Below are 25,107 nucleotides of genomic sequence, written 5' to 3'. Positions count from 1 at the left end.
CCGCCGTGCTCCCTCGGTCTGCCCCGTGGCCTGACCCGGTCGCTCTGTCCCCGCCGGTCTCACCGCCACCCCGTCCCCGCCGTTCCGGCCCCGCTGCCGTTTCGGCCCCGTCCCCGTTCGCAGCGGTGGCGAGGGCGGCGGGGGCGGGGGTCAGGGGGTGGTCGGCTTCGTCTTCAGGGCCCGGTCAGCTTCGTCTTCAGGGTCGCCGGGTCCGTCACCGGCAGGTCGCAGACGAAGCCGCGGCAGACGTACGCGGTGGGGTCACCGCCGGTGAGGGCGCGGTCGGCGAGGAGCGGGAACTCGTCGCTGCCCGGGGTGCCGTAGGCGACGACGGCTCCGGGGGCCGTGCCCCGAAGGGCCGTGCGATGCAGGTCGGCTGCCCTCTCGTCGTCCAGGGACGGACCGACGATCGCGACCTCCCTGGGCCCGTCGAGCAGCGCCTCCGCGACGGCCAGCCCCCAGCCGATGAACCGGGGCACGCGCGGTCCGAGCGTCTTGGCGACACCCAGCGCCCGTTCGGCGGCGGTGCGGTGGGGCCCGGAGCCGGTGTGGGCGGCGTAGCCGAGCAGTGCGCCGGCCGCGGCGGTCCAGCCGGAGGGGGTGGCGTTGTCGGTGGGGTCCTGGGGCCGGCGGATGAGCCGTTCGGCGTCGGAGGCGGTGTCGTACAGGGCGCCGGTCTCCGGGTCGGTGAAGCGGGCCAGCACATGGTCGAGGAGCAGTCCGGCGAAGTCCAGCCAGACGCCCTCCCCGGTCACGGAGGCGAGCGCGAGGAAGCCTTCGGCGACGTCGGCGTAGTCCTCCAGGACACCCGCGTTGGGTCCGACTCGGCCGTCCTTGCTGGTCCGGGCGAGGTGGGCGTGTTCGTCCAGATGGACACGGACAAGGAGGTCGGCGGCGGCGAGGGCCGCCTCGATCAGGTCGGGCCGGTCGAAGTAGGCGCCGGTCTCGGCGAGCGCGGCGACCGCGAGGCCGTTCCAGGCGGCGACGACCTTGTCGTCCCGGCCGGGCGCGGGACGTTCGGCCCGCTTCCGCAGCAGCCGGTCCTTGACGGACGCGACCTTCTCGGCGTCGAACACGCCCTCGGTCCGCGGGAGTTGCAGGACGGATTGGCCGTGCTCGAAGGTGCCCTCCGCGGTCACCCCGAAGTACTGGGCGGCGAGCCGGCCGTCGTCCTCGCCGAGGACGCCGATCAGTTGCTCGGGCGTCCAGACGTAGTACGCCCCCTCGACGTGCCGGCCCGAACCGTCGTCGCTGTCGGCGTCGAGCGCCGAGGCGAAGCCGCCCTCGTTCGTTCCCAGTTCGCGCACCAGGAAGTCGGCGGTGTCCAGGGCGACCCGCCGGGCGAGGCCGGAGCCGGTCGCCCGCCACAGGTGCGCGTAGACGCGGCACAACAGGGCGTTGTCGTAGAGCATCTTCTCGAAATGGGGCACGACCCAGTCCCGGTCGACGGAGTAGCGGGCGAAACCGCCGCCGAGCTGGTCGTAGATGCCGCCTCGGGCCATGCGCTCGCAGGTGTCCTGGGCCATCTGCAGGGCGCCCTCGGCGCCGGTGCGGGCATGGTGGCGCAGCAGGAACTCCAGCACCATGGACGGCGGGAACTTGGGCGCGCCGCCGAACCCGCCGCGCTGCGGGTCGTACTCGCGGGTGAGCCCGAGCAGGGCCTGCGCGAGTTCCTGTTCGCCGGGCGGCTGGGCGCCCTGGTGGCTGATCTCGCGCTGGGCGAGGTCGCGCACGATCTTCCCGGCGACCTCGCTGACCTCGTCGTGCCGGGTGCTCCAGGCCTGCTGGACGCCCTCCAGCACCTGCCGGAAGGAGGGCATGCCGTGCCGGGGGGCGGGCGGGAAGTAGGTGCCGAAGTAGAACGGCTCGGCGTCCGGGGTGAGGAACACGGTCATCGGCCAGCCGCCCTGCCCGGTGGCCGCCTGGACGGCCTCCATGTACACGGCGTCGACGTCGGGGCGCTCCTCCCGGTCGACCTTGACGCTGATGAAGTGCGCGTTGAGGTAGTCGGCGGTGGCCTGGTCCTCGAAGGACTCGTGGGCCATGACGTGACACCAGTGGCAACTGCTGTACCCGACGCTCAGCAGCACGGGTTTGTTGGTCCTGCGGGCCTCGTCGAAGGCCTCGGCCGACCAGGGCCACCAGTCGACGGGGTTGTCGGCGTGCTGGAGCAGATACGGGGACGTCTCATGGGCCAGTCGGTTCACCGTTCCACTCTCCCACGGGCTCCGGCACCGCGTAGAAACGCATCAGCACCGGGCGCGCCTCCTGCGGTGCCTCCTCGCGCGGGTGGCCGTAGCGCTCCAGGAGGGCGTGGTAGTCCCGCATGAAGGCGAGCAGTTCCTCCCTGGTCATCCAGGCGCCGTGCCGCTGGACCTGGGCCCAGCCCTCGGGGCCGCGGTACTCCTGGTGGGCGCGGCGGTACAGCGCGGTGTCGAACTCGATCTTGAGATGGGCGAGCCGGGCCGCGGCCGCGTACTCCTCGGGGGCCATCGCGGCCGGGTCGGGTGTGGTGTGCCGGAAGGGCAGCGCCCGCCACCATCGCTCGCGGCCGCCGGACTTCTCCGGGATCTCCTCGATGAGCCGCTGCTCGGCGAGTTTGCGCAGGTGGTAGCTGGTGGTGCCGGAGCTTTCGCCGAGTTCGCGGGCGAGGACGGTGGAGTTCGCCTCGCCGTGCCGGCCGAGGTAGTCGAGGATCCGGCGGCGCAGCGGGTTGCCGAGGGACTTGTAGAGAGCGGTGCGCTCAAGGCTGGTCATCTCGGGCAGGCCGTCGGTCATGCGGCCACGGTAACCCTGAGAACCCTGAGCCGTCCCCGACGTCTGCCGAGATTTCTTTGCAGAATTATCTCTGCGGTCTACTGTGGAGACACGGAGCCAGGGAGAGGGGGCAGGGATGAGGAAGTGGATCCTGCGCGCGCTGGGGGCGGCGGCGGTCCTGTTGGTGCCGTGGATGGTGGTCCTGGCCGTGACGCTGCCGGGCAGCACCCAGGTGGGCAACTGGCGGCTGGCCTGGATCGGCCTGGACGCCCTCATGGCGGCGGGCTGCGCCACCACGGCCCTGCTCGGCCTGCGAGGCGACCCCCGGGCCCGTCTCACGGCCTCCGCGACGGCGTCCGTCGCCGTACTGGACGCCTGGTTCGATATAACGACCGCCCAGGCGGGCGGCGCTCTGGTCCAGGCCCTGGTGTGCGCGGTGGCGGAGGGGGCGCTGGCGGGGGCGTGTGTGGCCCTGGCACTGGCCAAGGGGTGGGCGGCTCGGGGGTAGCCACGCGCGGGCGAAGGAGTCGCCGCCCCACCCTGTTCACCCCTCTCGATCACCACCCCTCGCGCTCCCGGCCTGCCCGAAGGACACTCGTAGGCAGTGGAGTTGGCGCCGGAGGGGGACGGGACATGCGGGACAACCATCGGGCGGAGGCCGAGCGGCTGGTGGCGCGGGCCGTGGAGGAGGAGGTACGGCGCTCGGGCGGGCGGATCGACGGCCAGCTGCTGCTGTCGCGGGCGTGCGCGGCGCTGGACGCGATGGCACGCTCGGCCGACGAGGAGTACGAGGCCTACACACACGCGCTGGACGAGACCGAGGGGGGCCGGCTGACCTTCGGCCAGCGCTACGCCCGCGAGGGCGCCGGAACGGCCATGCTGACGGCGGTTGTTGCCGCGCTCGCCGCCGCCGTGGCCGACCTGTCCCTCGGGACCGGCACCGGCACGGCCGTCGGCGCCGGTGCCGTAGCGGGCGTGGTGGGCGCCGCGGCCACGGTGGTGAAGGTGGCCGGGTCTCATCTGCCGGCCGCTCATCGCCGCGCAGGCCAGGCCGGCCAGCCCGGCGGGCCGGAGCAGCTGCGACTGCAATGGCTGACCGCGCTGGAGGTGCGGGGCATCCGGCCGTTCCTCGACCAGCAGCGAATGCTCAGCGCCTCCACCGGCCCGAAGAAGACGGGCGGCCCGGCACTGCGCGGCGCGGACAAGAGCGCGGCGGCCCGCAGGCGCACGGTGCTGGAACAGTCGTTCGGCCAACTGCCCGAGCCCGCCGGTCCGTTCGCCGGGCGGCGGCAGGAGCTGTTGCGGATCACGCAGTGGGCGCAGGCCGCCCGGGCCGCCACCGAGACCCGGCCGACGGTCGTCGTCCTGCACGGTGAGCCCGGCTCGGGCCGCACGACGCTCGCGGTGCGAGCGGCGCACGATCTGCGGGACCACTTCCGGGGCGCGGTGGTCGTGGATCTGCGCGGCAACAGCCGGGACGAGGCTCCTCTGACCACCCGGGACGCCCTGCTGCACCTGCTCAACCGCCTGGGCGCGCCCCGCGAGCAGCTGCTGTTCCGGGAGCGTTCCTCCCCCGACCAGCAGGTCAAGCGGCTCGGCGAGCTGTATCACCGGCATCTGACGGGTCTGCCGGTGACGATCGTGCTGGACGACGCCTCGGACCCGGAGCAGGTGCGGGCGCTGGTGCCGGAGCGTTCCGACAGCCTGGTCCTGGTCACCGCCCGTGCGGCCCTGGAACTGCCGGCGGACGTCCCGGCCTGGGTGCACCACCTGCCGGTGGAACCGCTGGACGGGGCGGGCGCCGAGGAACTGCTGGCCGCGGCCGCCGATGACGCGTCGGGCCCCTACGACGCCGAATCCGCCGACCAGGTCCGCGCGTTGTGCGGGGGTCTGCCGCTGGCGCTGCGGATCGCGGGCTCCGCGCTCGGCCCGCGCTCACCACGGCAGCTGGCCACCGACCTGGGCGTGTACGGCCCGGTGGAGCCGGTGGAGCGTGCGCTGTGGCTGCGCTACACCGATCAGCCGGAGGCCGCCCGCCGGCTGCTGAGAAGGCTCGCCCTCGCGGGCCGCGCCTCGCTCGGCGCGGCGGCGGCCGCCTCCCTGCTCGCCACGGACGAGGCCGAGGCCACCCGGCACCTGGTGGCGCTCGCCCGGGCCGGACTGATCGACCATGTACGCGGCAACCGGTACCGGTTGCACGACCTGGTGCGGGCCTTCGCCCAGGCCCGGCTGGCGGACGAGGAGGACCCGGCCGAGCGCGCGGCGGCGCAGGAACGGCTGATCGTGAACTACGCGGAGCTGGCCGACTCGGTGCTGCGCCTGGTGGACGGCAACATGTCGACCCGCTCGAACCGGTTCGGCTCGCACGGCTTCACCTCCCTCGACGAGGCACTGCGCTGGCTGGACGACGAGTCCAGCTTCATCACGGCGGCACTGCGCCACGCCGAGGGCGTGAACCAGGCGGCCGTGCTGAACCTGCTCGGCGCGCTGTGCGACTACTGCCTGCTGCGCGGCGACCTGTACCGGCTCGGTGAGATCAGCGACCTGGCGCAGGCCGTGGACGAGGGGCTGCTGGTGCGCTCGGTGCAGTGGCGCACCGGTATCGCGGCCCGGCACCTGGGCGAGCTGGACAAGGCGCGCACCACGCTGGCCTCGGTCGTGGACCTGTACCGGGAGGCACACCATGACGCGGGTGCCGCCCGCGCCCTCACCTCCCTCGGGATCACCCTGCACCACCAGGGCAACCTCACCGAGGCGGCGGCCAGGCTCCAGGAGGCGCTGGATATGCAGGCGGCGCCGGAGCTGGCGACGGACCGTGCGTGGACGATGCACGCGCTGGCCGCGGTCCAGCGCGACCGCGCCCGACTGCCGGAGGCCCTGGATCTGCTCAGCCGCTCCCTGGTACTCCACGACGAGGGCGGCTCGGTGCACGGCGAGGCCTGGGCTCACTTCCAGCTCGGTCAGCTGGCCCTGCGCATGGGTGACGTGCCGCGCGCGGAGACGGAGCTGCGAGCCGCCCTGGAGCGGTACGGCCGTACGCACGACGCCCGCGGGGAGGCCTGGGCGCTGACCCAGCTGGCCCGGGCCCGTCTGGTGGACGGCGACGCCTCAGCCGCCGTGGAGGGCCTCGGGCAGGCCGCCGCCCGGCACCGGGAGAACGAGGACGCGCGCGGCGAGGCGTGGACGCTGTACTACCTGGGGCAGGCGCTGGAGGAGACCGGGGATCTGGATCAGGCGGTGCGCGACCTGGAGCGGTCCCGCACGATGTTCTCCCGGATGCGGGACGTCTACGGCCTGGCCTGCGCCCGTCACCATTCGGCCCGGGTCACCCGGGACCAGCGGGCCGCGCAGACCGGCTCGCTGCGCAACTCCGGTTTCGCCCGTCAGCTGCTCGTGGACGCCCGCGCCGACTTCCAGCGCATCGGCGTCGCCCACGGCGAGGCGTGGACCTGCCTGGAGCTGGCGGTGGTCGACGCGGGCAACGCCCGTACGCAGCAGGCACTGGCCCTGTGCGACGAGGCGCTCGCCCTGTTCACGTCCTACGGCGACCGGCGCGGTGAGGACTGGGCCCGTTTTCTGCGCTGCACCCTGCTGCCGTATGCGGCGCCGGGCGGGGTGGAGGTGGGCACGGCGGTCGCCCAGGAGGATTTGGCCGAGCTGGCCCGCGCCACGCATCCGCTGCGCGACGAGAAACTGGCCGACTACGCCTCCGCGTACGCCCTGCTGCTGGAGCGGGGCGTCCAGCTGGAGGCGGGCTGGCAGGCGTGGCGGCTGCGCATGACTCCGGACCGCCACGCCCGCGAGGTGATGGGAGTGGCGGTGCCGGCGGCGCGGTGAGCGGGAGCGGCGGCACGGCGCGCTCGGCGGCTCAGTGGACGGGAGGGGCGGCGTCCGCTGGGCAGGCCCGCGGGCGCCGCTGATGGCGAACCCGCCGCAACAGCGGGCCACCACGACGTGCCGGCCCGGCGGTGCCGAGCCGGCCGCTCGTGACGCCTCAGCCCTGCCGTGGCTTCGCCCCGCCGACGGCCTCGGTCTTGCCGCCCTTCGCGGCTTCCTCGCCGGAGGCGTCCGCCTCCTTGAAGTCGACCTTCTGCATGTGCTTGCTCATCGACTTCATCAGGCCCCACACCGCCAGGGCCATCACCGCGAACACGATGAAGCCGAGGACGCCGGGGGTGACCTTGTTCTCGTCGACCTCCTTGGCGAGGGGGACGAGGTGCGTCACTGCCAGGCTCACGCTTGCGCTCATGTCAGGCATTGTCCCGGATGCCCGCGAAGAGGTCGTCCTCGGGGAGGGAGGTGTCGACGAGGGACTTCGCCAGCTCGTACTCCTCCGTCGGCCAGACCTCCTTCTGGAGCTCCAGCGGGACCTTGAACCAGCCGCCGTCGGGGTCGATCTGCGTGGCGTGGGCGATCAGCGCCTTGTCGCGGATCTCGAAGAAGTCCGCGCACGGAACGTGCGTGGTCAGGGTCCGCTCCTTGCGCTCGAACTCGCTCCAGCGCTTGAGCCACTCCCCGTACGGCGACTCGAGGCCGCGGTCGAGCATCGCGTGGTGCAGGGCCTCGGTGCGAGGGCGGTTGAAGCCCTGGTTGTAGTAGAGCTTCAGCGGCTGGTAGGCGGGCCCGTACTCGGCCTCGGGGTACTTCTCGGTGTCCGCCGCGCCCTCGAACGCCACCATGGAGATCTTGTGGGTCATGATGTGGTCGGGGTGCGGGTAGCCGCCGTTCTCGTCGTAGGTCGTGATCACCTGCGGGCGGAAGGAGCGGATGCTCCGCACCAGCTCGCCGGCCGCCTTGTCGACGTCCTCGAGGGCGAAGCAGCCCTCGGGCAGCGGCGGCAGCGGGTCGCCCTCGGGCAGACCGGAGTCGACGAAGCCGAGCCACTCCTGCTTGACGCCGAGGATCTCCCGGGCCTCGTCCATCTCCTTCTTGCGCACCTCGTGGATGTGCTCCTCGACGTACTTGTCGCCCTGCAGCTTGGGATTGAGGATGGACCCGCGCTCTCCGCCGGTGCAGGTCACCACCAGCACGTCCACCCCCTCGGACACGTACTTCGCCATGGTGGCCGCGCCCTTGCTCGACTCGTCGTCGGGGTGCGCGTGAACGGCCATCAGTCGCAGCTGGTCAGTCAAGACTCAATCCTCGGTCAGTCGGCGCCCCGTGTCTTCGGCGCGATCGGCGGCTTCTATAGTGACGGAATCGGGGGGCGAATAATTCCGCGGAGAGGACGATCATGAGCACGGCGAGCACGCGGCTGCCCGAGGGCCGCTACGGCCGCTCGTCGGACGAGCGCGCCGACCGCAAGCTCAGGATCGCCGGCGTGGTGCTCGGTGCGGTCCTGGTCGCCCTGATCGGCTACTTCGCCTACCACTACGTCGCACAGAACGAGATCAGCGCTCAGGTGATCACCTTCCGGGCCTCGGAGGACGCGGTCGAGGTGCATCTCGAGGTCCACAAGGACTCCGGCACCGAGGGCTACTGCACCCTGCGTTCGCAGGCGGCGGACGGCGCCGAGGTGGGCCGGGCCGACTTCACCTTCACCGGGTCGGCCACGCGTATCGACAAGGTCGTCACGCTCCGTACGACGGCCAAGGGGACGACGGCCCAGCTGCTCGGCTGTCACGCGGACTGACGTTTTCCCGCCCGTCCCGACGGACACTCCCCGGCTTCACCCGGAATGCGTACGCGCTGACCTGCATTGATGTGATTCTGATGGCTTATGTCCTCCCCCTTGCGCCGTTGAATTGTTAGGCTCGTGGTTTCGCCCATCCATGAGGGAACATTCTTCTGGGTAGGGCGATGCTTTTGTATTCCAGTACCGACGAGGAGCACCCTGTGACCCAGACCAGCGAGAACGTCACCTGGCTGACCCAGGAGGCGTACAACAAGCTCAAGGACGAGCTTGAGTACCTTACTGGTCCTGCGCGCACGGAGATCGCCGCCAAGATCGCCGCCGCGCGCGAGGAGGGCGACCTGCGCGAGAACGGCGGGTACCACGCGGCCAAGGAGGAGCAGGGCAAGCAGGAGCTGCGCGTGCGCCAGCTGACCCAGCTCCTCGAGAACGCCAAGGTCGGCGAGGCCCCGGCTTCCGCGGACGGCGCGGTCGCGCCCGGCATGGTCGTCACGATCGCCTTCGACGGTGACGAGGACGACACCCTGACGTTCCTGCTCGCCTCCCGCGAGTACGCGAGCGCCGACATCGAGACGTACTCCCCGCAGTCCCCGCTCGGCTCGGGCGTGATCGGCCACAAGGTCGGCGAGGACGCGGAGTACGAGCTGCCGAACGGCAAGAAGGCCTCGGTGAGGATCCTGAAGGCCGAGCCGTACTCCGGCTGATCCGGCCCTGGTTGGCATCGAGCCCCTGGCGTCCGCCTGACGCCAGGGGCTCCGTCATGCCGTCACGCGGTGGCCGAGCGGTACTTGCGGACCGCGAGCGTACGGAATATCACGATGATCAGGACGGAGTAGATCAGCGAGGCCCAGACCGGATGCTGCATCGGCCAGGCCTGCGAGGTGGACTGCCCCGGGTTGGCGAAGAGCACGCGGCACGCCTGCGCGGTGGCACTGAACGGGTTCCACTCGGCGATGTGGCGCAGCCACGGGGTCATATGACTGGGGTCCACGAAGGCGTTGGAGATGAAGGTGACCGGGAACAGCCAGATCAGTCCGCTGGACGTGGCCGCCTCGGGGGTGCGGACGGACATGCCGATCAGGGCGCCGATCCAGGTGAACGCGTAGCCGAGCAGGAGCAGCAGCCCGAAGGCCGCGAGGACCATGCCGGCGTTCGTTGCGCCGTCGGACCCGACACGCCAGCCGACCAGCAGAGCGACCACGGCGAGCACGACCAGGGTCACCGTCGTCTGCACGAGGTCGGCGAGCGTGCGCCCGGTCAGCACCGCGCCGCGCGCCATCGGCAGGGAGCGGAAGCGGTCGATGAGCCCCTTGTGCATGTCGTCGGCGATGCCGGCGCCTGAGCTGGCGGTCGCGAACGTGACGGTCTGCGCGAAGATGCCCGCCATGAGGAAGTTCTTGTAGTCGAGGGCGCTGGTGCTGCCGCCGATCTGCATGGAGCCGCCGAAGACGTAGGTGAACAGCACCACGAACATGATCGGCTGGATCAGCCCGTAGACGATCATCTCCGGGATCCTGGACATACGGATCAGGTTGCGCTTCGCGACGACCATCGAGTCGCGGACGGACCGGCTGACGGGATTGCCCGGGGGCGCCACCCGCACGGCGTCGGTGACGGCGCTCACTTCACCACCTCCTGGCGGGTGTCCTTGCGGACCTGCTCGCCGTTCCCCGCGTCCTCGACCTCGGCCACGTGCCCCGTCAGGGACAGGAAGACATCGTCGAGGGTGGGGCGGCGCAGGCCGATGTCGTCTATCTCGATCCCGCGGGTGTCCAGCTCCCGGATGACCTCGGCGAGCAGCTTGGCGCCGCCGGTGACGGGGACCGTGAGCTTGCGGGTGTGCTCCTCGACCGTGGTGTCGGCCTTGCCGAAGCCGCGCAGCACCTCGGCGGCGGTCGCGATGTGGTCCCTCTCGTGCACCACGACCTCGACGCGCTCGCCGCCGGTGCGGGCCTTGAGCTGGTCGGAGGTGCCCTTGGCGATGACCCGGCCCTGGTCGACCACCGCGATGTCGTGTGCGAGGTGGTCGGCCTCTTCCAGATACTGCGTGGTCAGCAGCAGGGTCGTACCGCCGGAGACGAGCTGCTTGATGACCTCCCACAGCTGCTGGCGGTTGCGTGGGTCGAGACCGGTCGTCGGCTCGTCCATGAACATCACCGGCGGTGAGACGACGAGGGCCGCGGCGAGGTCGAGACGGCGGCGCATACCGCCGGAGTAGGTCTTGGCGGGACGGTCGGCGGCGTCGGCGAGGTGGAACTGCTCCAGCAGCTCCGCCGCGCGCGCCTTCGCCGCCTTCGCCCTCATCTGGTACAGCTGCCCGACCATCTGCAGGTTCTCCCGGCCGGTCAGGTATTCGTCGACCGCCGCGAACTGGCCGGACAGGCCGATGGAGCGGCGTACCGCGTCGGGATGCTTCAGCACGTCCACACCCGCGACGACGGCCCTGCCACTGTCGGGGCGCAGCAGTGTCGTCAGGCAGCGGACGGCGGTCGTCTTGCCGGCGCCGTTCGGCCCGAGCAGGCCGAGGACCGTGCTCTCGGGCACGTCGAGGTCGACGCCGTCCAGTGCCCTTACGTCGCCGAAGGTCTTCACCAGGCCTTCGGCATAGATGGCGCCTGGCATGTGTGTCTCCACGTCTTCGGGGATTCTCCGGAAAAGGCTAGATTTGCGCGCGCGATTCCGCCTGCGCTGCTCGGATGCGGGCGATCCGGCGGCCACAGGAGAGACCGTAACGCGTTATATCGCGTCCGGGAAGAGGGTCCGGCCCGGATGGACCCGAACGGGTGATGCCCCAGCGCGCCGGACCGGGACCGGCCTCAGTCGATGACCGTGTAACCGGCGTGCCGCAGGGCCTGGCCGACCTCGACGCAGTGGGCCGGGCCCTTCGTCTCGAGGTGCAGCTCCACCTCCGCCTCGGTCAGCCCGAGCCGGGGGTCGGTTCGTACGTGGCTCACGTCGAGCACGTTGGCGTCCACCCCTGACAACACGCCGAGGAGCGTGGCGAGGGCACCCGGCCGGTCCGTCAACCGCAGCCGAACCGCCAGATAGCGGCCCTGAGCGGCCATGCCGTGCCGCAGCACGCGCTGCATCAGCACCGGGTCGACGTTGCCGCCGGAAAGCACCGCGACGACCGGGCCCTCGAATGCGTCCGGCGCCGACAGCAGCGCCGCGACGGGGCTCGCCCCGGCCGGCTCCACGACCAGCTTGGCCCGCTCCAGGCACAGCAGCAGCGCGGCCGACAGCTGGTCCTCGCTGACCGTGCGCACCTCGTCGACCAGCTCGTCGATGATCCCGAACGGCACCACGCCCGGCCGCCCCACCTTGATGCCGTCGGCCATCGTCGCCGGGTTCTCCAGCGACACCGGGCGGCCGGCGGCGAGCGAGGGCGGGTAACAGGCGGCCCCCTCCGCCTGGACCCCGACGATCCTGACGTCCGGCCGGAGCGCCCTCACGGCCACCGCGATGCCGGCCGCGAGCCCGCCGCCGCCGATGCCGACGACGATCGTGCGCACCTGCGGGCACTGCTCCAGGATCTCCAGGCCGACCGTGCCCTGCCCGGAGATGACGTCCGGGTGGTCGAAGGGGTGGATGAACACCGCGCCCGTCTGGGCCGCGTACTCCTCGGCGGCCGCCAGCGTCTCGTCGACCACCTGGCCGTGCAGGCGCACCTCGGCGCCGTAGTCGTGGGTCGCGCTGATCTTCGGGAGCGGGGCGCCCTTCGGCATGAACACCGTGGAGTGCACACCCAGCAGCGAGGAGGCCAGCGCCACGCCCTGCGCGTGGTTCCCGGCGCTCGCCGCCACCACACCGGCCGCCCGCTCCTCGGGCAGCAGCCCGGCGATGCGCACATAGGCGCCGCGCAGCTTGAACGAGCCGGTCCGCTGGAGGTTCTCGCACTTGAGGTGGACCGGCGCGCCGGCCAGCTGGGACAGGTGCCGGCTGCTTTCCATCGCGGTCACCCGTGCAACGCCCGAGAGCATCTTCTGCGCTCCGCGCACATCGTCGAGGGTGACGCAACGCAAGGAGTCAGCCGTGCCATAGCTCATGACTCCAGCATCGCAGTTCACAGTCGCGCACGACGGGTGTGACCAAGCTCCGAGACCGGTTCGGGCAGCGCCGGTACGGCCCGGCGCCGGGCCGCGTACCCTGTCCCCCAACCCAGCAGCCCTTCATGAAGCGAGCCTCCGGCCATGCCCACAACACCTGAAATGTCGATGGACATGACGACCGTCGGTGACACCGGTCTCCTCGACACCCTCCAGCACGAGGTGGCGGTGTTCGCCCGCCGTGCCGAACAGACCCGGCTCGGCGGCGTCGGGCAGGTGCGCAACTCCATGGACCGTGCCGCGTATCTGCTGCTCAACCGCCTCGACAGGGAAGGGCCGATGGGCGTCAAGGCGCTCGCCGCGAGCATGGGCATCGACTCCTCCACGGTCACCCGGCAGGTGGCTCCCCTGGTCGACACCGGGCTCGTCAAGCGCACCTCGCACCCGGAGGACGGGCGTGCGGTGGTGCTCCAGCTGTCCCCGCGCGGGGCCGCCCGGCTGGAGGAGGTGCGCTCGTCCAGGCGCCAGCTCATGGCCGAGCTGACGCACGACTGGGCGCCGGAGGAACGCGAGGAGTTCTGCACGCTCCTGACGCGCTTCAACCACGCGCTGTCCGCGCGGATGGCGGTGCAGGGAGTCCCGTCGGCGGAGCAGCCGCCGGTCTCCTGAGGCCGCCCGCCGCCCCGGCCGGTACCGGCGCGGTCCGGACTCTTGACCCCGGGCCGCCGCTGGCCTCATATGAGACCGGGTCCTGCGTCGTACGCGGTTCGCCTGTCCCGTACCGGACAGGGCCCCTTCACGGGGAGGCGCGGTGCGTGATCGGCAGGTGTCCCGCGGTGCGCGCCGTGCCCGCGAGTTCGAGGCGTTCGTCGCGGGCGCGGCAGGGCGCCTGCTGCACACCGCCACGCTGCTCACCGCAGAGGCGCCGGCTGCCAACCCGCGCGCGCGGCGCCTGCTGACACTGACACTCGCCCACACCTACGCCGGCTGGGACCGGCTACTCGGCGAGGACCCGTACGACTGCGCCCGCCAGTACCTCGCCACGCGCTTCGCGCGCGCGACGTGGCATCCGTACGGCGCCCTCGGCCACGCCCGGCGGCCGGATCCGCAGAACCCGCTCGCCGCCCTCGCGCCGCGGGAGCGGCTGATCCTGGTGCTGCGGCTCTACGAGGGTGTCGCCGAGGAACAGGCGGCGGCCCTGCTCGGCCTGCCCACGGAACGCGTGCGGGCCATCTGCGACCGCGCGACGGCCACCCTGCTGCATCCGGCACGTCCGCCCGCGCCGCGCGCGATGGGCAGGAAGGCGGTGTCGCCATGAGGCAGTGGGCCGCCATCTGGCCGCTGGTCGTCCTCAGGGGGCGGCTCTCCCTCAGGGGGCTGGTCTCCCTCAGGGAGCGGGTCGCCTCCCGGCAGCAGCACGCTGCCGGCGGTCCGCGGCACACGGAGAGGCGGCCCCGGCGGGCGGGTGGGCCGCGGTGAACCGGGCCGAGCGGGAGGCCGCCGCGCGGCGGATCATGGAGCGGGTTCCGGCGCCGGTGCCGCCGGACGTGCACACCGAGGCGGTGCGCCGCGGTGAGCGCCTGCTGCGGCGCAGGCGGCTCGCCCGCCGTGTGCTGTGGCTGCTGGCGTGCGCCGCGGCCGTCGCGTTCGCCGTGTGGGCGGCGCACGCGCGCCCGTGGGTGGAGCCGCCCTCGCAGACGACTCCACCGATCACCGGCTGGTGACGCGGGCCGTCTGCTAGCCGAGGGCCTGCTGCAGGTCCTCGAGCAGGTCGTCGACGTTCTCGATGCCCACGGACAGGCGCACCAGATCGGCGGGGACCTCGAGGAGGGAACCGGCCGCGGAGGCGTGCGTCATCCGGCCGGGGTGCTCGATCAGGGACTCCACACCACCGAGCGACTCGCCGAGGGTGAAGACCTTGGCGCGGTTGCACACCTCCACGGCGGCCTCCTCGCCGCCCTCGACCCGGAAGGACACCATGCCGCCGAACGCCTTCATCTGCTTGGCGGCGACCTCGTGGCCCGGGTGCTCGGGCAGGCCCGGGTACAGCACGCTCGTCACGCGCGCGTGGCGGGTCAGCATGTCGGCGATCTTCGTGGCGTTCTCGCTGTGCCGGTCCATGCGCACGGCGAGAGTCTTGGTGCCGCGCAGCACCAGCCAGGAGTCGAAGGGGCCGGCGACCGCTCCCATCGCGTTCTGGTGGTAGGCCAGCTCCTCGCCCAGCGACTGGTCGGAGACGATCAGCGCACCGCCGACCACGTCGGAGTGGCCGCCCATGTACTTGGTCAGGGAGTGCACGACGACGTCCGCCCCGAGCGACAGCGGCTGCTGGAGGTAGGGGGTGGCGAAGGTGTTGTCGACGACGAGCTTCGCGCCCGCGGCGTGGGCGACCTGAGCGACGGCGGCGATGTCGGTGATGCCGAGCAGCGGGTTGGAGGGGGTCTCCACCCAGACGGCCTTGGTCTTCGGGGTGATCGCGGACCGGACGGCGGCCGGGTCGCTGGTGTCGGCGACCGACCACTCCACGCCCCAGCGGGTGGCGACCTTGGCGAAGAGGCGGAAGGTGCCGCCGTAGGCGTCGTTCGGGATCACCACGTGGTCGCCGGGGGTGAGCAGCGTGCGCAGCAGGGTGTCCTCGGCCGCCAGGCCGGAGGCGAAGGCGAGGCCGCGGCGGCCGCCTTCCAGCGCGGCGAGGTTCTCCTCCAGGGCGGTCCGGGTCGGGTTGGCGCTGCGGCTGTACTCGTAGCCGCCCCGCAGCCCGCCTACGCCGTCCTGCTTGTAGGTCGAGACCTGGTAGATCGGCGGGACGACCGCGCCGGTGAGGGGATCCGCGGTGTTGCCCGCGTGGATCGCGAGGGTCTCGAAGTGCTGACTGATGTGCCTGTCGCTCATGTGCACCGAGCGTAGTGCGCTCGGCCGGATGGTGAGGCCCGCCGAGCGCGGGGAGCACCGGTCGAAGGGTTTTCCCTCGGCGTGCGCCGGCGGCCGGCCGCACCGCTGCACTCATCCGGCACCAAGCGCAGCACCGGCACCAGCACCAGCGCGCCACCGGCACCGGCATCGGCACCGGCACCAGCACCGGCACCGGCACCGGCACCGGCACCGGCACCGACACACGATCGCCCACGGCGACGGCAGCGGGTGTCCGACGGCGACGGCCTCCGGCCGCGCGCCTGTCATCACCCAGCCCGGAGTTTTCCACAGGTCCGTGACGTGGTTGGCCAATTGTCGGCGGCGTCTGGTTCGCTTGGGGCATGGCGACTCTCTGGCTGCTGATGGCACTGCTGCTGATGAGCTTCGCCCTGCTCGCGGTCATGCGGCGCAGGCGCGGGCTGATCGAGCGGGTTCCCCCGGGTCACCCGGACGCCGCCGACCCGGCGGACTACGGCTTCGTGCGTCAGGAGGAGCTGGACGTGCGCATGCCCGGCTCTGACCAGGACCTGCTGGACGTCCTGGAGCTGGTGCAGCGCACCCAGGACTACCGGGCCGCCGCCCAGCTGCTGGCCGGCACCGAGGCCGGGGGTGAGCGGCGCTGGCAACGGGTGCAGGCCTTCGCGGGCGCCGCCGCGCTGGAGCTGCGGCAGCGGCCCGGCGGTGTGCACGAGACGCCGGGCGGTCAGTGGCTCCGGGTGTGGCGGGCCGAACAGCCCAAGGACGCGGGCGGCGCAGCCGTCCACGCGGAGTTCCTGGTGCAGCAGGCCTGGCGTACGGCGACTCCGGGCACGGACGACTTCCGGATCATCATGGAGGAGGCGCGGGACGCCTGCGCACAGGCGGCCCTGCTGGCCCCCGGCGACCCGGTGCCGTACATCATCGAGCTGTCCATCGCCCGTGGACTCGCCTATTCGCAGGCCGAGTTCGAGCAGCTGTGGCTGAAGATCCTCGACCGCGCCCCGCACCACATGGGCGCGCATCTGGCCGCGCTGCACTACTGGTGCGAGAAGTGGCACGGCTCGCGCGAGCAGGCGTACTCCTTCGCCGAGGCCGCGGCGGCCCGCGCCCCGCAGGGCTCGCTGCTCGCCGCGCTGCCGCTCTTCGCGGTCTTCGAGCATCTCCCGGAGGTGAACCTGGTCTCGGGCTTCTACCGGAGCGAGGTGGTCACCAGGGCGATGCACGGCGCGCTGCACGCGGTGCACGCGGCCCGGCCCGACGACCCGACACTCGCGCACGTCCGCCACCTGCTGATCTTCTTCCTGGTCCGCGCGGAGCGCTGGGCGGAGGCCATGCACCAGCTGATACACGTCGACGGTCACGTAGGCGCGCTGCCCTGGACGCTGTCCGCCGACCCGGCCGCCGAGTTCGCCGTCTACCGCGCACTGGCCGTGGCCGGCTACGAGGCCAACGGCGGCAACCCGGCAAGCCTCCCCGGCTGACCGGGCCGCCCCGATTGCCCGGCTGACCTGGGGTAGGGCATACTCCCCAAGCTCTGACCGTGCTCGCGCCTTGCGCTGCGTCTGCTCCGAGTCCCCCCACACTCACCGGCAGCACCGCCCAGCGGTGTCCGTCGTCATGTTCTCGTTTCTCCGGGTCCTGTGGGGGGATCTGCCGATGGGCACAACTCTGCGCGCGCTGCGCGCCCTCGTCCTGCTGAGCGGCTTCTATCTGCTGAGCCTGCTGCTGCTCGCCGCCCTCGCCGGTATCGACGTGGCCGTGTTCACCTGGGTGCACGGCGCCGCCGTCATCAAGATCGTTATCGTCACGGTGTTGCTCGCCATCCCCGTCGTACGCGGCTTGTTCATGCTGCGCACGCCGAAGGGCGAGGACCCGCCCGGCCTCGCGATCACGGAGGCCGACGAGCCCCGGCTGTGGGCCCTGGTCCGGGAACTCGCGACGGCGACCGGCACCTACGCCCCCGACCGGATCCTGCTCACCGCCGATGTCAACGCGGCCGGCAGCGAGGAGCCGCGCCTGCTCGGCCTGCTTCCCGGACCGCGCCGCCTCCACCTCGGCGTACCGCTGCTGATCGGCCTGACCGAGGCGCAGCTGCGCGCTGTGCTCGCCCACGAGTACGGCCACTTCACAGGTGGCGGTACCCGGCTGTCCCCGCTCGTGGTGCGCGGCCGGACCCAGATCGCCCGGGTCATCGGGCAGTTCCGCACCAGTGCCGACGACAGCGTGGCCGCCGAGCGCGCCCGCCAGGAGAAGGCCGTCGCCAAGCGGGTCGCCAAGGGCAAGAAGGCCAAGAAGGTCGACACCGGCGGGGCCGGGGCCCTGTACCGGATGATGGCGGCGATCTACAGCGCGTACGGCAAGTTCTACATGCGCGCCTCCCTCTCCACGGCCCGCGCCGGGGAGTACGCCGCCGACCTGGCCGCCGCCCGGATCGCCGGACGGGACGCGACCGCGTCAGCACTGCGCGAGATCCCGGCACTGGCCGCTTCCCACGACCTCTACCTCGACTGCTACGCCACCCTGGGCCTGTCCGCCCGGCTGCTGCCGCCCCGCGGCGAGTTCTTCGGTGGCTTCGGCAGACTGCTGACGGCCCGTGAACCCGAGCTGATGAAGCTCCGCTCGGAGCTGCCGGAGGAGCCGGCCTCGCCGTACGACTCCCACCCGCCGATGGCCGAGCGCGTGCGCCGGATCGAGGCGCTGCCCGCCGACGGCCGCGCCGAGGAGGCCAGGGGCGCGGCGCTGGCCCTGCTCACCGACCCGGAGCGGACGCTGGCCGCGCTGGAGGACGCCGTCCTCGCCGACGAGGTACTCGCCTTTCCTCGCGCTGCCGGGTGGGCGGAGCTGTTGGACGCCTCGATGGCCAGGGGCCTGTCCGCCGCACACACCCCGCTGCACCGCGCGCTGGCCGCCTACACCGGGCAGCCGCCGACGCTGCCCGCGCTGCTGGAGGTCATCGACGACGGCCGGTTGTGGCGGCTGGCGGAGCAGCTGCCCCTGTCGGAGGAGGCGGCGGCCGCGAAGGGCCGGGCCTTCCGCGAGTTCGTACGGCCCGTGCTGCGCGGGTCACTGCGGACCATGGTGCTGGCCGAGTTCAGCGCCCATTCGCTGCTGGGATGGGAGCTCTCCTGGTCCCGCCCGGCCGCCGTGCGGCTGCCCGGCTGGGGCTCGGAGACCACGCGGGACGAGGGCCCCGAGGCCGCACTGGACGCGGCGATGGACGCGGCGCTCGCCGACCACCCCGACACCGCACCCCTACGGGCCCAGTTGCCTCCGGCGCTCCAGAACACCTGACCGGCGCCCCTCCCCGCGTCCGACGATCGCCCACGCACCCGCCCTGATCCCGCTCACCTCGCCGACTCCCCACCCCGCCCTGGCCGTCCCTGACCCCGCTCATCCCCTCCCCCTCCCTTCTCATGCCCAGGCCTCCTCCCCAGGCCTCCTCCCCAGGCCCCTTCGCCGGCCCTCTCCCCCAACGAACGGACCGACCTCCATGACCGTCCTCCTAACCACGCCCCCTACGGACCGCCCGCACCCCACCCGACCCGCACGCACGTCACCTCGGCCGCACGGAAACGAGCTTCCCCCACACCACCATCCGGTACCGCGAGGAGAATTCAGGGGTGCAGGTGGTCAGGGTGATGTAGTGGCCCGGCTCGTCGTACCCGTAACGGGGCCGGACGAGGGAGCGCGGCACGGGCCGGACGACGCCCGAGTCCGTCGCCGAGGTCTGTGGCAGCACCTTGTCGACGTCGTACGTGTACGTCGCCGACCGCGTCTCCACTTCGATGTCGTCCCCCGGCCGCAGCCGGGGCAGGTACCGGAAGGGCTCGCCGTGCGTGTTCCGGTGCCCCGCGAGCGCGAAGTTACCGGCCTCCCACGGTTGTCGGGTGCCGGGGTAATGCCCCACATACCCCTTGTCGAGGACGTTCGCCTTGCTCACGCCCTCGGCGACGGGAACGCGGAGGTGTAACCGGGGGATGGTGAGCACGGCGTACGCCTGGGACCGCCGGGGCAGCACCACAGGGGTGTACGACCGCTGCCGCCCGGATGCCTGGGAATCGGCGGCAGGAGCAGGGGCCGTACCGGAGGCGGAGCCGCGACCGGTGTCCGTACCGCGACCGTCCCCTGCCCTCCCCCACTCCCGTTCCAGCGCCTCCACCTTCCGCTCGGCCCCGCGCCGCGCCTCCCGGTTGGTCCACCACAGCTGGTGCACGACCAGCAGCATCAGCAGCACCCCCACGGTGACGAGCACCTCGCCCCCGTTCCACAGCGCCCGCCGTCGCCGTGCGCGCCTGCGCCGATCGCTGTGCCCCACGACCCGCACACCCGACGAAGCCCGCATCCGCACCCACCTCCACCGGAGCGGAACGCAAGATAGGCGCACAGCCCCCAACTGGCCAGAGCCGCAAGGCAACAGAGGTCTCACCCCTGCCTCCTCACAATAGGTTTGAGCAAGGGCTGTCGCGCTCCTCGACAACCCCACCCGCCGCCCCCGATGCTTCCTGCTCTCCCGCTTCGCTTCCGTGACCGGCGGCCCGGGTGGCCTGCGTCCTCCGCTGGACCACGGTCACGTCAGGCGGCTCCAACCGCTACACCCCCCACACGGACACGTACCTCTCCGGGGCATCCCTGTCGGTCCCCTTCACGGCGAAGTCGGTTCAGACGCAGCGGGTGGACGGCGTGACGCTGTAAGTGGACGGCGTGACCGGGTAGGTGATCTCGGCCGAGGGCGTTCGACCAGCCCTTACTCCCCCTCTGTCAGCACTCGGCAGTACGGTGTCCCCCATGCGCCCCGACACGCCTGCCGAGAACGTCGACCACACCGCCGAGGCGGCACGCCTGGAGCGGATCGCCGGACTGTATCCCGAGGACGCCGAGGCCCTGCTCCTGCGCGCAGCGGCCCACCTGGAACTGTCCGGCGACCGCCCCGCGGCCACCGCGCTCTACGACCGCCTGCTGTCGTCCGCCGAGGGACTGGAGAACCCTCCCCTGATCCGCGCCCTGAAGGCGTCGAACCTGTGGGAGTACGGCCACGAGGCGGAAGCAAGGGCGATCATCGACGGCATCCGCGCGGCCGCCCCCCGCGACCCGGCACCCTGGGTGATCGTGGCCGAGGCCCTGGAGTCCCACGACGAGCTGGAGGCGGCGGCGGAGACGTTCACGCAGGGAGCGCGTCTGCTGCTGACGGACGAGTCGGAGCCCCCTTCCGCCACCCACCCCCTCCTCTACGGCCGCCACCGTGTCCGCCGCATGCAGGGCATGCCGCACGACGACTGGGACACCCTGGCGGACACCCTCCACGCGACCGCGACCGCGTCCGTGTCCCCGGTCTCCCTGGACGAACTCCACGACCCGAATCGCGTGTGGTCCCTGGGCTCGGAGAACCCCGCAGAACTCAAAGCCGAGATCACCCGCCTCCGCGCCGAACTCGGCGCCCACCGAGAGGCCCTCTCCCGCCCGTTCCCCGTGGCAGTCCTGCACTGGCCGGCACCCGAACTGACAGAACTCCTGTCGGCCTACCCCGCCCTGTCCTCGGAGTACCCGACCCACGAGGAACACCTGACGACCATAGAGTCCTCGTTGCGCGAACTGGCCTCTTCGGGCACCCCGAACCTGGGCATCGTCACGGGAACGGTCCCGTCCTACGAGGCGTTCGCGGCCTCGGAGGGTTCGTCCCCTGCGGACGCGACCCTGCTGCCCCAGTACGCGACGACATTGGCGGCCCGCGGGCGGGCCGTGGCTTGGCCTCCGCAGCGGGGGGCGGGGTGCTGGTGTGGTGCTGGGCGGGTTTATGCAGAGTGCCATGGGGCCGAGTAAACAACTCGACCCCGCCACCGGTTCAACAATCTGAGGTCCTGGCCTTACGACTGGCCGGGACCTCCCCTTTGCCACCACCAGTTCCGGTGATACCGCACGTGGCGCAGGATGATCACTCGTGTCACACCGTTTGCGTGTGTTGCGCGAGCGGCGATCAGAACTTGCGAGCCGGGACGGGAAGCTGATGACGCCCTCACCTGCTCGGAGATCCCTGTCGTGCTTCCGCGAGAGGGAGAAGCGTGCGCACGGCTGGAAGGAAGCAGGGGCCGGGGCCAGGTCAGCGGGCCTTACGTCGACTGTGTGGTGCGCGTAGGGTCGGGGGTGATCTCAGGTGGGATGAGTGGAGTGGGGGCACGCATGGGTGCGGCGGTCACGGCGGTCAGTAGTAACGGGGAGTACTCCTTCACCAAGCCCAACCGGGAGAGCATCACCTTGCTCGCCGGGCTTGGAGTGGAGGGGGATGCGCATGCCGGGGTGACCGTCAAGCATCAGGTTCGGGTCAAGCAGGATCCGACTCAGCCGAATCTCCGGCAGGTGCACCTCATTCATGAGGAGTTGTTCGAAGAGCTCGCGGGCGCCGGGTTCCGGGTGGGGCCCGGGGAGCTTGGCGAGAACATCACCACCCGCGGGATCGATCTGCACGGGCTGCCCACGGGGGCGCGGCTGCGGATCGGGGACGAGGCCGTCGTCGAGGTGACCGGACGGCGGAATCCCTGCGCGCAGATCGACGACTTTCAGCAGGGGCTGCTGAAGCAGGTTGTCGGGCGCGCGGAGGACGGGCAGGTCACCTACAAGAGCGGGATCATGAGTGTGGTTCTGGTGGGAGGTGTCGTGCGGCCCGGTGATGCGATCCAGGTCGAGCTTCCCGAGGGGCCTCATCGGGCGCTTGAGCGGGTTTGACCTCGAGGGTGCGTGGGGGTGGCCGCGCTTGTCTGCTTCGAGAAGGAGTCCGGACTGCTGGGAGGCGTTCGCTGCTCCTTCGGTTCGGCAGCCGGCCCGAGCGGGGAATGAGCGCCGGCTGACCGCGTGCCGGGATGCGGTGTCGCTGGAGCAGGTGGAGTGGTGTCCGGCGCGTTGACGCGCAGTCACGGTCCGTCAGCATGGGCGGGCGCCGCGAAGGGTTGGGCGGCGCCCGGTGCCATGGATTCGGGCTAGGCCGTCGCCGCCAGGTCCGCCCGCCCGAACAGGAGGGCATAGCCCGGGGGGAGTTGGGCCAGGACGCGGGTCGTCAGGGGCTCGCCCAGCTGTTCCGACAGCACGCTCAGGACCGAGCTGACGTCCCAGCGGGCCGTCGCGGGGGTCGAGCCCTCGATGCGGGTCGCCACCGACTCGACGAACTCGCGAGCCGTCAGGGGGTGGGGTGCCGGGATCTGGGACGCGATGGCCCGGCCCGCCTCCCGGGGGAGGGCCTGAACGAGGGCGACCCGTTCGTCGCCGGTCACATGACCACCCAGGGCCGAGAGGACGATGCGCGTGACGCGCTCCGCCTCCGCCCTCGTCGTGTACTGGCCCGCCTCGCGCACCGCATCCGTCAGCTCCAGCCAGCCGGCGTCCTCGGCCATGTCTGGGGCAGCGGGGCGCAGAGACGGGGACGGGGCAGGGATGGTCATTCTCGGCTGCGGGGTCGTCACGGTCATCGTGCTGGCTCCTCCTCCGGACACGTCGGGACACCGAAAGCCCGGTACCCCGTAATGCAGCGGGCATGAGCGGGAGTTCGGCCAATGTGCGGCATGTGGTGCCATGCGGCCTGAGTGGCGGAGCCCGTCGCAGTGCGGCGGGCAGGCGGCCGCGTCCCGGGCCCCGCTCGGGCCACGGGACGCATGGCTGGAATCAGCGGTCGGCGGGGCGTCCGGTCAGCCGCTGATCTGCTTGCGGTCGCCGCTCCCGCCGCTGATCTGGATACGGCGGGGCTTGGCCTGTTCGGCCACCGGGATGCGCAGGGTCAGGACGCCGGCCTCGTACGAGGCGTCGATGCGGTCCGTGTCGAGGGTGTCGCCGAGGAAGAGCTGGCGGGTGAAGGTGCCCGTGGTCCGCTCGGCGACGAGCATCTCCGCGTCCTCCGGTGCGGGACTGCGGCGTTCGGCGCGGACGCTGAGGACATTGCGCTCGACGTCCAGCTCGATCGTCTCCGGGTCGATGCCCGGAAGGTCGAAGTGGACGAGGAAATCGTCCCCGGATCGGTAGGCGTCCATCGGCATGGCGGACGGACGGGCGTTGGCGCCGAGGACCTGCTGCGCGAGTCGGTCGAATTCGCGGAACGGGTCGGTACGCATGAGCATCACGGGTCACTCCTCTCGTCAGGGGCTTGGGTGCGATGCCCTACGGCTTCTTATATAACTCTCCGCCGAAAAGTTGACAAGCGTCGACTCAGGGTGAGTTGGCGTGCTCACCTGCGCGTTAGCCTCGGGGCAGACCTCGGGGCCGGTACGGGACACACAGGAGGCACTCATGGCCAGGGTTCCCAGCGCGGTCGTCGCCGCGAGCGGACTCGTCGGCGGTTACGGCGTCGCCCGCTGGACGAAGAAGCGGCAGCTCGGCGGGGCCGTTCTGGCCGTCGCGGGCGCCGCCGCGGCCCAGCAGTGGCGCGAGCAGGCGGGCGGGAAGGCCGCGGGCGCGCTGACCGCCGCATACGTCGCCGCGTTCGCCGGATCGCACCCGCTGGCGAAGAAGGTCGGCGCCTGGCCGTCCGTCCTCGGCGTCGCCGGCGCCGTCGCCCTGGCCTCCTGGGCCGTCGCCGACCGGCAGGGCTAACCACACGGCGGACAGGGCACACACCGAGGGCGCCCAGCCCACCGCCGCCGGCCCACGGGGCTGAGCCAGCCGGCGGACGGGACTCACACGCTCAACGGCCGCCGGTACTCAGCCGGCCGCCGCCGGCTCCCCCGTCGCCCGGAACGACCGCCGGTACGCCTGCGGACTCGTTCCGACCACCCGGCGGAAGCGTTCCCGGAACGCCGTCGGGGAGCCGAAGCCCGCCTGTGCGGCGATCCGCTCCACGGGGTACGGCGTCGTTTCCAGCAGGTACTGGGCCCGCCGTACCCGCGCCCGGTGCAGCCACTGCAGCGGTGTCGTGCCGGTCTGCTCGCGGAAGCGGCGGTTGAGGGTGCGGGTGCTCATACCCGCCTGCGCCGCGATCCCGTCCAGCGTCAGATCGCGGTCGCAGTGGTCCTCCAGCCAGATCAGCAGGGGCTCCAGGGTCGCGCCGGCCGGGGCCGGGGGCAAGTCGTGGACGATGAACTGGGCCTGCCCGCCCTCCCGTTCCAGCGGCATCACCGACATCCGGGCCGCGTGCGCGGCGACCGCCGAGCCGAAGTCCTTGCGGATCATGTGCAGGCACATGTCCATCGCCGCGGCCGCGCCCGCCGAGGTGAGGAACTGGCCGTTGTCGACGTACAGGACGTTGGGGTCGACGGTCACCTCCGGGTGGCGCTCGGCCAGGTCCGGGGCCGCGATCCAGTGGGTCGTCGCGCGCAGGCCGTCCAGCAGGCCCGTCGCGGCGAAGAGGAACGCGCCGACGCAGATCGAGGCGATGCGCGTGCCGTTCGCCGCCGCCGCACAGAGGGCTTCCGCGACGCCGGGCGGCAGCACCTCCGGCGGTTCCGCGACTCCCGGCAGGATGATCGTGTCGGCCTCGGCGAGCGCGTCGAGGCCGTAGGGCGCCCGCACCGTGAAGGCGCCCGCGCTCACCTCCTCCCGCACCGAACACACCCGCACCCGGTACGGCACCCGGCCGTCGGGCAACCGCGCCCAGCCGAAGGTGTCGATGGGGGCGGACAGATCGAACGGGATGACCCCGTCCAGCGCCAGTACGGCCACGGTGTGCATGGCGGGATCGTAGGCCCACGACGGGTCGCCGCCATCGGCGCTCTCAGGGAAGCAGCAGCTCGCACCGCCCGAGGGGCACCTGGCGAGAATCCGTTGGCCCCTGGCAGTCACGCCACTTCTGCGCGATCCCGCCGGCCC

At 72.0% G+C, this 25,107-nt stretch carries 24 protein-coding genes; 12 read left to right on the top strand and 12 right to left on the bottom strand.

The features are described 5' to 3' along the window. Nucleotides 1-173: 173 nt before the first annotated feature. Nucleotides 174-2,207 carry a thioredoxin domain-containing protein gene (locus ABZ079_RS23030; RefSeq protein WP_356941308.1) on the bottom strand — a complete coding sequence of 678 codons (2,034 nt, stop codon included), beginning with the start codon at nucleotides 2,205-2,207 and terminating at the stop codon, nucleotides 174-176. Then, nucleotides 2,188-2,778 (bottom strand): helix-turn-helix domain-containing protein, encoded by a 591-nt coding sequence (locus ABZ079_RS23025; protein WP_356941307.1) that lies wholly within the window; start codon nucleotides 2,776-2,778, stop codon nucleotides 2,188-2,190. Before ABZ079_RS23025 ends, ABZ079_RS23030 begins: the two co-directional genes overlap by 20 nt. Nucleotides 2,779-2,893: 115 nt before the next feature. Between ABZ079_RS23025 and ABZ079_RS23020 the strand changes: the two genes are divergently transcribed. Continuing rightward, nucleotides 2,894-3,265 carry a hypothetical protein gene (locus tag ABZ079_RS23020; protein ID WP_356941306.1) on the top strand — a complete coding sequence of 124 codons (372 nt, stop codon included), beginning with the start codon at nucleotides 2,894-2,896 and terminating at the stop codon, nucleotides 3,263-3,265. 125 nt (nucleotides 3,266-3,390) lie between these two features. Then, nucleotides 3,391-6,594 (top strand): tetratricopeptide repeat protein, encoded by a 3,204-nt coding sequence (locus ABZ079_RS23015; protein WP_356941305.1) that lies wholly within the window; start codon nucleotides 3,391-3,393, stop codon nucleotides 6,592-6,594. 157 nt (nucleotides 6,595-6,751) lie between these two features. On the opposite strand, the gene ABZ079_RS23010 is transcribed toward ABZ079_RS23015, so the two are convergent. After that, the gene (locus tag ABZ079_RS23010; RefSeq protein WP_356941304.1) at nucleotides 6,752-7,015 is read right to left on the bottom strand and encodes a hypothetical protein; all 264 of its coding nucleotides are present in this window, start codon (nucleotides 7,013-7,015) and stop codon (nucleotides 6,752-6,754) included. Next, nucleotides 7,008-7,889: a mycothiol conjugate amidase Mca gene (mca, locus tag ABZ079_RS23005; RefSeq protein WP_356941303.1), complete on the bottom strand. Its 882-nt coding sequence runs from the start codon at nucleotides 7,887-7,889 to the stop codon at nucleotides 7,008-7,010. The genes ABZ079_RS23010 and mca overlap by 8 nt, the downstream gene beginning before the upstream one ends. A 101-nt stretch (nucleotides 7,890-7,990) precedes the next feature. Here mca and ABZ079_RS23000 point away from each other — a divergent pair, with 101 nt between their 5' ends. After that, a complete protein-coding gene (locus tag ABZ079_RS23000; RefSeq protein WP_356941302.1) occupies nucleotides 7,991-8,389 on the top strand; it encodes a DUF4307 domain-containing protein in 399 nt (132 codons plus the stop codon). A gap of 203 nt (nucleotides 8,390-8,592) precedes the next feature. Then, entirely contained in the window at nucleotides 8,593-9,093 is a 501-nt protein-coding gene (greA, locus tag ABZ079_RS22995; protein ID WP_356941301.1) for a transcription elongation factor GreA, read from the top strand. A 62-nt stretch (nucleotides 9,094-9,155) separates the two neighbouring features. On the opposite strand, the gene ABZ079_RS22990 is transcribed toward greA, so the two are convergent. From ABZ079_RS22990 to ilvA, 3 genes are all read right to left on the bottom strand, one after another. Next, on the bottom strand, nucleotides 9,156-10,013 hold the full coding sequence (locus ABZ079_RS22990) for an ABC transporter permease (protein WP_356941300.1): 858 nt from the start codon (nucleotides 10,011-10,013) through the stop codon (nucleotides 9,156-9,158). Next, the gene (locus ABZ079_RS22985; protein WP_356941299.1) at nucleotides 10,010-11,011 is read right to left on the bottom strand and encodes an ATP-binding cassette domain-containing protein; all 1,002 of its coding nucleotides are present in this window, start codon (nucleotides 11,009-11,011) and stop codon (nucleotides 10,010-10,012) included. Before ABZ079_RS22985 ends, ABZ079_RS22990 begins: the two co-directional genes overlap by 4 nt. A 194-nt stretch (nucleotides 11,012-11,205) precedes the next feature. Further along, complete coding sequence (gene ilvA, locus ABZ079_RS22980; protein WP_356941298.1) at nucleotides 11,206-12,435, bottom strand: threonine ammonia-lyase; 1,230 nt, start codon at nucleotides 12,433-12,435, stop codon at nucleotides 11,206-11,208. Between the two features lie 162 nt (nucleotides 12,436-12,597). Between ilvA and ABZ079_RS22975 the strand changes: the two genes are divergently transcribed. From ABZ079_RS22975 to ABZ079_RS22965, 3 genes are all read left to right on the top strand, one after another. Then, nucleotides 12,598-13,104, top strand: a complete 507-nt coding sequence (locus ABZ079_RS22975; protein ID WP_356941375.1) for a MarR family transcriptional regulator — start codon at nucleotides 12,598-12,600, stop codon at nucleotides 13,102-13,104. Between the two features lie 142 nt (nucleotides 13,105-13,246). Next, nucleotides 13,247-13,753, top strand: coding sequence for a sigma factor-like helix-turn-helix DNA-binding protein (locus ABZ079_RS22970; RefSeq protein ID WP_356941297.1), 507 nt, complete (start codon nucleotides 13,247-13,249; stop codon nucleotides 13,751-13,753). Between the two features lie 157 nt (nucleotides 13,754-13,910). Next, on the top strand, nucleotides 13,911-14,159 hold the full coding sequence (locus ABZ079_RS22965) for a hypothetical protein (protein WP_356941296.1): 249 nt from the start codon (nucleotides 13,911-13,913) through the stop codon (nucleotides 14,157-14,159). A gap of 13 nt (nucleotides 14,160-14,172) precedes the next feature. On the opposite strand, the gene ABZ079_RS22960 is transcribed toward ABZ079_RS22965, so the two are convergent. Next, nucleotides 14,173-15,327, bottom strand: a complete 1,155-nt coding sequence (locus ABZ079_RS22960; protein ID WP_356941295.1) for a cystathionine gamma-synthase — start codon at nucleotides 15,325-15,327, stop codon at nucleotides 14,173-14,175. Nucleotides 15,328-15,689: 362 nt separating this feature from the next. Between ABZ079_RS22960 and ABZ079_RS22955 the strand changes: the two genes are divergently transcribed. Both ABZ079_RS22955 and ABZ079_RS22950 read left to right on the top strand, forming a co-directional pair. Next, nucleotides 15,690-16,808 (top strand): hypothetical protein, encoded by a 1,119-nt coding sequence (locus tag ABZ079_RS22955; RefSeq protein ID WP_356941294.1) that lies wholly within the window; start codon nucleotides 15,690-15,692, stop codon nucleotides 16,806-16,808. A gap of 175 nt (nucleotides 16,809-16,983) precedes the next feature. Next, nucleotides 16,984-18,618 (top strand): M48 family metallopeptidase, encoded by a 1,635-nt coding sequence (locus ABZ079_RS22950; protein ID WP_356941374.1) that lies wholly within the window; start codon nucleotides 16,984-16,986, stop codon nucleotides 18,616-18,618. Between the two features lie 262 nt (nucleotides 18,619-18,880). Here ABZ079_RS22950 and ABZ079_RS22945 read toward each other — a convergent pair whose 3' ends face one another. Continuing rightward, nucleotides 18,881-19,669, bottom strand: a complete 789-nt coding sequence (locus ABZ079_RS22945; RefSeq protein ID WP_356941293.1) for a class E sortase — start codon at nucleotides 19,667-19,669, stop codon at nucleotides 18,881-18,883. Nucleotides 19,670-20,112: 443 nt separating this feature from the next. Here ABZ079_RS22945 and ABZ079_RS22940 point away from each other — a divergent pair, with 443 nt between their 5' ends. Together ABZ079_RS22940 and ABZ079_RS22935 are read left to right on the top strand one after the other, a co-directional pair. Next, on the top strand, nucleotides 20,113-21,144 hold the full coding sequence (locus tag ABZ079_RS22940) for an SEC-C domain-containing protein (protein WP_356941292.1): 1,032 nt from the start codon (nucleotides 20,113-20,115) through the stop codon (nucleotides 21,142-21,144). Nucleotides 21,145-21,501: 357 nt separating this feature from the next. Continuing rightward, nucleotides 21,502-22,044: an MOSC domain-containing protein gene (locus tag ABZ079_RS22935; protein WP_356941291.1), complete on the top strand. Its 543-nt coding sequence runs from the start codon at nucleotides 21,502-21,504 to the stop codon at nucleotides 22,042-22,044. 251 nt (nucleotides 22,045-22,295) lie between these two features. Here ABZ079_RS22935 and ABZ079_RS22930 read toward each other — a convergent pair whose 3' ends face one another. Both ABZ079_RS22930 and ABZ079_RS22925 read right to left on the bottom strand, forming a co-directional pair. Then, a complete protein-coding gene (locus ABZ079_RS22930) occupies nucleotides 22,296-22,781 on the bottom strand; it encodes a DUF2267 domain-containing protein (RefSeq protein ID WP_356941290.1) in 486 nt (161 codons plus the stop codon). 216 nt (nucleotides 22,782-22,997) lie between these two features. Next, entirely contained in the window at nucleotides 22,998-23,423 is a 426-nt protein-coding gene (locus tag ABZ079_RS22925) for an Hsp20/alpha crystallin family protein (protein WP_356941289.1), read from the bottom strand. 169 nt (nucleotides 23,424-23,592) lie between these two features. On the opposite strand from ABZ079_RS22925, the gene ABZ079_RS22920 reads away from it, so the two are divergent. Continuing rightward, the gene (locus ABZ079_RS22920) at nucleotides 23,593-23,895 is read left to right on the top strand and encodes a hypothetical protein (RefSeq protein ID WP_356941288.1); all 303 of its coding nucleotides are present in this window, start codon (nucleotides 23,593-23,595) and stop codon (nucleotides 23,893-23,895) included. Between the two features lie 108 nt (nucleotides 23,896-24,003). On the opposite strand, the gene ABZ079_RS22915 is transcribed toward ABZ079_RS22920, so the two are convergent. Continuing rightward, nucleotides 24,004-24,969 carry a helix-turn-helix domain-containing protein gene (locus ABZ079_RS22915; protein ID WP_356941287.1) on the bottom strand — a complete coding sequence of 322 codons (966 nt, stop codon included), beginning with the start codon at nucleotides 24,967-24,969 and terminating at the stop codon, nucleotides 24,004-24,006. Nucleotides 24,970-25,107: the final 138 nt, after the last annotated feature.

Source organism: Streptomyces sp. NPDC006314, from assembly GCF_040613075.1.
GTDB lineage: Bacteria > Actinomycetota > Actinomycetes > Streptomycetales > Streptomycetaceae > Streptomyces.
The sequence above is the reverse complement of the archived record's forward strand: the minus strand, read 5'-3'. Positions and strand labels throughout refer to the sequence as shown.